This is a genomic window from Streptomyces sp. NRRL B-24085 (assembly GCF_001282115.1).
GTDB lineage: Bacteria > Actinomycetota > Actinomycetes > Streptomycetales > Streptomycetaceae > Streptomyces.
Map to the genome: position 1 here is coordinate 1 of NZ_LJBR01000090.1, position 5,029 is coordinate 5,029.

Annotated in this window: 4 protein-coding genes and 1 pseudogene; all 5 read left to right on the forward strand. The window is 71.1% G+C overall.

Annotated elements, in window-relative coordinates:
* Positions 1-221 precede the first annotated feature (221 nt).
* Positions 222-1,241, forward strand: coding sequence for a LacI family DNA-binding transcriptional regulator (locus tag AOJ26_RS12810; protein ID WP_053848383.1), 1,020 nt, complete (start codon positions 222-224; stop codon positions 1,239-1,241).
* Between the two features lie 127 nt (positions 1,242-1,368).
* On the forward strand, positions 1,369-2,610 hold the full coding sequence (locus tag AOJ26_RS12815) for a sugar ABC transporter substrate-binding protein (protein WP_053848384.1): 1,242 nt from the start codon (positions 1,369-1,371) through the stop codon (positions 2,608-2,610).
* Positions 2,611-2,630: 20 nt separating this feature from the next.
* Positions 2,631-3,584, forward strand: a complete 954-nt coding sequence (locus AOJ26_RS12820; RefSeq protein ID WP_078959875.1) for a carbohydrate ABC transporter permease — start codon at positions 2,631-2,633, stop codon at positions 3,582-3,584.
* Entirely contained in the window at positions 3,581-4,390 is an 810-nt protein-coding gene (locus AOJ26_RS12825) for a carbohydrate ABC transporter permease (protein ID WP_053848386.1), read from the forward strand. Before AOJ26_RS12820 ends, AOJ26_RS12825 begins: the two co-directional genes overlap by 4 nt.
* A gap of 61 nt (positions 4,391-4,451) precedes the next feature.
* A pseudogene (locus AOJ26_RS12830) lies at positions 4,452-5,029 on the forward strand (glycogen debranching protein); the annotation flags it as partial.

The following is a 5,029-nucleotide window of genomic DNA, read 5'->3' on the forward strand; positions in this document are numbered from 1 at the left end:
CGGCATGCGCGGGTACGTCACCCGGGCGACCGCGCCGAACCGGTTCGGCGAAGCTAGCACCGGGACCTCCGGCCAGCAATCCCTTCGACACGGTGATCTCGCCGCCACCCGGGGCCCCGCCAGGGATTCCGGCAGGGGTATTGACAGGCGTCTGGGCAGTTCCTACGTTCACTTCCACGCGAACCGGTTCGACATCCGGTCGCCCGTCCCAAGGAGTCGCCGTGAACATCGGTGAGATCGCCCGGCGGGCCGGTGTCTCGCGGAGCACCGTGTCCTACGCGCTGAGCGGCAAGCGCCCCGTGTCGGAGGACACCCGCCGGAAGATCCAGCGGATCGTCGACGAACTGGGATACCGGCCCAGCGCCAGCGCCCGCGCCCTCGCCAACGGCCGGACCAGCACCATCGGCCTGGTCTTCCCGCCCGCCGGGAACCACTACACGGGCATGCAGCTCGACTTCATCGGCAGCGTGGTGGAGGCGGCGGCGGCCCACGACTACGACGTGCTGCTGTCGCCCAGCGGCGTCGACAGCGACCGCTCCTTCCAGCGGCTGCTGGGGGAGCGGCGGGTCGACGGCGCGATCCTGATGGAGATCCGGCTGGAGGACGACCGGGCCGACCACCTGGCGGCGCTCGGCTTCCCGTCCGTCGCCATCGGCCGCACCGCCCACCCGCAGGACGGCTGGTACGTCGCCCTGGACCACACCGCGCTGGCGGCGGCCTGTGTGCACCACCTCGCCGACCTCGGCCACCGCCGGGTCGCCTTCGTCAACCGGCCCGAACAACTCCTGCGGACCGGGTACGAGTCGGCGCACCGCGGCCTGGACGGCTTCACCAAGGCCGCGGCCGAACGCGGGCTGACGGTCCGCACGTACTGCTGCGGGGACGACGCCGCCGCGGGCCAGGCCTGCGTGGAACGGATCCTGCACGACGACCCGGCCACCACGGCCCTGGTCACCCTCAACGAGGCCGCGCTGGGCGGCCTGTACCGGGGGCTCGCCCAGGCGGGCCGCCATGTGCCGCGCGACTTCTCCGTCACCGGGGTCGTCGCCAACCGCTGGGCGGAGACGGTGACCCCGCAGCTCACCGCGGCGGACGTACCGGCCGCCGAGATGGGCCGGCTCGCCGTCGACCTGCTCGTGGAGCGGCTGGACCACACCGACGCGCCGCCCCGGCAGCACCTCCTCACCCCACCGATCTCGCTGCGGGCCAGCACCGGGCCCGCCGGGGTCCCGCAGACCTGACCGCACCCCCCGAGCACTCGTCACACCGCCGCACGCCCGCACACCCGCGGGCGTCGTCCGCGGTGCCCTCCTCACCGCGCGACCCACCGCCACGGCACCCGCATGCCGCACACCGAAGGAGCCCGCCATGAACAGTTTCCCCGGACGGCACCGTCCGGCCGCCGCCGTCCTGGTCTCCCTGGCCGTCGCCGCCGGCGTCACCGCCTGCGGCTCCGGCAGCAGCGGCACCGAGGGCGCCGACAGCGGCACCTACACCGTCTGGGACCCGTACCCGCAGTTCGCCGAGGGCTCCGCCTGGACGAAGCTGCTGGACAAGTGCGGCAGCGAGGCGGGCGTGAAGGTCAAGCGGACCGGGTTCGACACCAGCGACCTGACGAACAAGGCCCTGCTGGCCGCCCAGCAGGGCAACTCCCCGGACATCCTGGTCGTCGACAACCCGGTGGTCTCCACCCTGGCCGAGGCGGGCGTCCTCACCACGACCGACGACAACAAGCTGGACACCTCCAGGGTCGACCCCAACCTCCTCGCCGCCGGCCAGTCGGACGGCAAGACGTACGGCACCCCGATCGGCGCCAACACGCTGGCCCTCTACTACAACAAGAAGGTCCTGAAGGACGCCGGCGTGGACATCGCCTCGGTGAAGGACTGGGCCTCCCTGACGGCGGCGCTGGAGAAGGTGAAGAAGGCCGGCAGGAAGGGCATCACGTTCTCCGCGATCGGCACCGAGGAGGGCAGCTTCCAGTTCCTGCCCTGGTTCTGGGGCGCGGGCGCGGAACTGACCCGGCTCGACTCCGCCCAGGCCGAGTCGGCGCTCTCCCTGTGGAAGGACTGGGTCAAGGGCGGTCACGCTCCGAACTCGGTCCTCAACAACACCCAGACGACCAGCTGGCAGGAGTTCGCCACCGGTGACTACGCCTTCGCGGAGAACGGCACCTGGCAGCTCGCCAATGCCAGGAAGGTCGGCTTCGAGTACGGCGTGCTCCCGATCCCCGGCGCCTCCGGCGGCACCGCGGCCGCCCCGACCGGCGGCGAGTTCGTCACCCTCCCGGTCCAGGACGACACCGGCCGCTACGCCACCTCGCAGAAGCTGGCGACCTGTCTGACCAGCACCCAGAACCTCTACGACACCGACACCACCCTGTCCTACGTGGCGCCCACCGCCGAGGTCCAGGACAAGCAGGTGGCGGCCGACGCCGAACTGAAGCCCTGGGTCGCCGCGGTCCGCACGGCCAAGGGCCGCACCAGCGACGACCTGGGCACCAGGTACCCCAGGATCTCCGAGCAGATGTGGAAGGCCGTCCAGTCCGCACTCAGCGGCTCCACGTCCCCGAAGGACGCCCTGGCCGACGCCCAGTCCGCGGTCAAGTAAACGGAACCAAGGGCCAGTTGATGACGACGACCACACAAGTGCCGCACCCGCGGACCGACCCCGAGGGCGCCGCCCCCGAGGCGCGGCGCCGACCGGCCTCCCCGCAGTGGGCGGCCTGGGCGTTCCTCGCCCCGGTGACCCTCTACCTCGCCCTGTTCTACGCCTATCCGCTGTACCGCAACATCGACCTGAGCCTGCGCCACTACACCGTGCGCTCGTTCGTGCACGGCGACGCCCCGTTCACCGGTCTGGCGAACTACCGCACGGTCCTCGACGACCCGACCTTCGCACCGGCCCTGCTCCACACCGCGGTGTTCACCGGCGTGTCCCTGGTCTTCCAGTTCGCGATCGGTCTGGCGCTGGCGGTCTTCTTCCACCAGCACTTCCGGCTCTCCGTCACCCTGCGGGCCCTGTTCCTGGTGCCGTGGCTGCTGCCGCTGATCGTGTCGGCGTCGACCTGGTCGTGGATGCTCAACAGCGACTCCGGCATCGTCAACGCCGCCCTGCACGCGATCGGCGTCGACCCGGTGAACTGGCTGACCTCGCCGTCCTGGTCGCTGACCTCGGTGATCATCGCGAACATCTGGATCGGCGTCCCCTTCAACCTGGTCGTGCTGCACAGCGGTCTGCAGTCCATCCCGTCGAGCCTGTACGAGGCGGCCGCCCTGGACGGGGCGAACGCCTGGCAACGGTTCTGGCGGATCACCTTCCCGCTGCTGCGCCCGGTCTCCGCCATCACCCTGCTGCTGGGCCTCGTCTACACCCTCAAGGTCTTCGACATCATCTGGATCATGACCAAGGGCGGCCCGGCCGACTCCTCCACCACCTTCGCCACCTGGTCCTACCAGCTCGGCTTCGGCAACCTGCTGCCCGCGTTCGGCCCCGGCGCCGCCGTCGGCAACCTGCTCGTGCTCGCCGCCCTGGTCTTCGGCCTGGTCTACGTACGGGTCCAGCGGAAGCAGGCGCTGTCATGAGATCGACAGGGAAGACCTGTGCGGGCCTGCTGCTGACCGGGATCATGCTCTTCCCGGTCTACTGGATGCTCAACGTGTCCCTCACCCGCGACCAGGACATGCGCAAGAGCCCGCCCGGCCTGTTCCCCGCCCACGCCACCCTGGAGGGCTACCGGGCCGTCGTCGACCAGCAGTTGCCCTACCTCGGCACCAGCCTCGTCATCGGCCTCGGCACCGTCGCCCTGACCGTGGCCCTGGCCGCCCCGGCCGGATTCGCGCTGGCCAAACTGCGTCCGCGCGGCGGCGGAATCCTCAGCTTCGTCCTGCTGGCCGCCCAGATGATCCCCGGCATCATCATGGCGATGGGCTTCTACGCCATCTACCTGCAACTCGGCCTGCTCCAGTCGGTGCCCGGCCTGATCGTCGCCGACTCCACCCTGTCCGTGCCCTTCGCGGTGCTCGTCTTCACCGCGTTCATGTCCGGCATCCCCGGCGAACTCCTCCAGGCCGCACAGGTGGACGGGGCCCGGCCCTTGCGCACCTTCTGGTCCGTCGTGCTGCCGATGAGCCGCAACTCCGTGGTCACCGTGTCGCTGTTCGCGTTCCTGTGGTCCTGGTCCGACTTCATCCTGGCCGCCACTCTCGTCAACGGCGGCGCCCACGAGCCGATCACCCTCGGCATCTACCACTACATCGGCAACAACAACCAGCAGTGGAACGCCATCATGGCCACCGCCGTCGTCGCCTCCCTGCCGGCCGCGGTCATCCTCGTCCTCGCCCAGCGCTACGTCGCCGCGGGCGTCACCACCGGCGCGGTCAAGGACTGACCCCCGCGGCCCCCGCCCGACGACCACCGACCGTCCCCGTTCGAGAAACGAGTGCCCCGCCATGACCGCCGACCGCCCCGGCCCGGCCTTCTCCGTCCACGACATCCCGTTCAGCACGCACGGCTCCTGGTTCGGCATCTCCCCGGTGCTCGCGGAGCGGACCCGCTCCGAGGACCTCCACCTCGTCTCGCACCAGAACGGCATGCACGCCGTGCTGCGCCTGGTCCCCCTCGACCCCGCGACGGGCGAGCGGGCCGAGACCCTGGTGGAGGCCACCCCGGGCCTGCTCACCTGGACCGGCCCGGCCGGGCGCGTGGAGTGCGCCTACGAGACACCGGACACCGTACGGCTGCGCGGTGCGGGGATGCCGCTGCGGATCTCGGCGGCGGCCCGGACGCTGACCCCGTTCAGCGGCACCTACTTCTACCGCGAACCGGCAGCCGACGCCCATGTGTTCACGTCCTACGAGACCGGGCGCCGCTACCGGGTCACCCTGCTGTCCGGCACGGCGGCCGACGTGTTCGGCAGCCAGGCCCTGGGCAGCGCCGACCGCGGTGTCACCGTTGCCGCGGACACGGAGGGCGGCTGGGAGATCGCGGTCGAGGAACTCGACACCGCCCGCCCTCCCCACACCCCGAC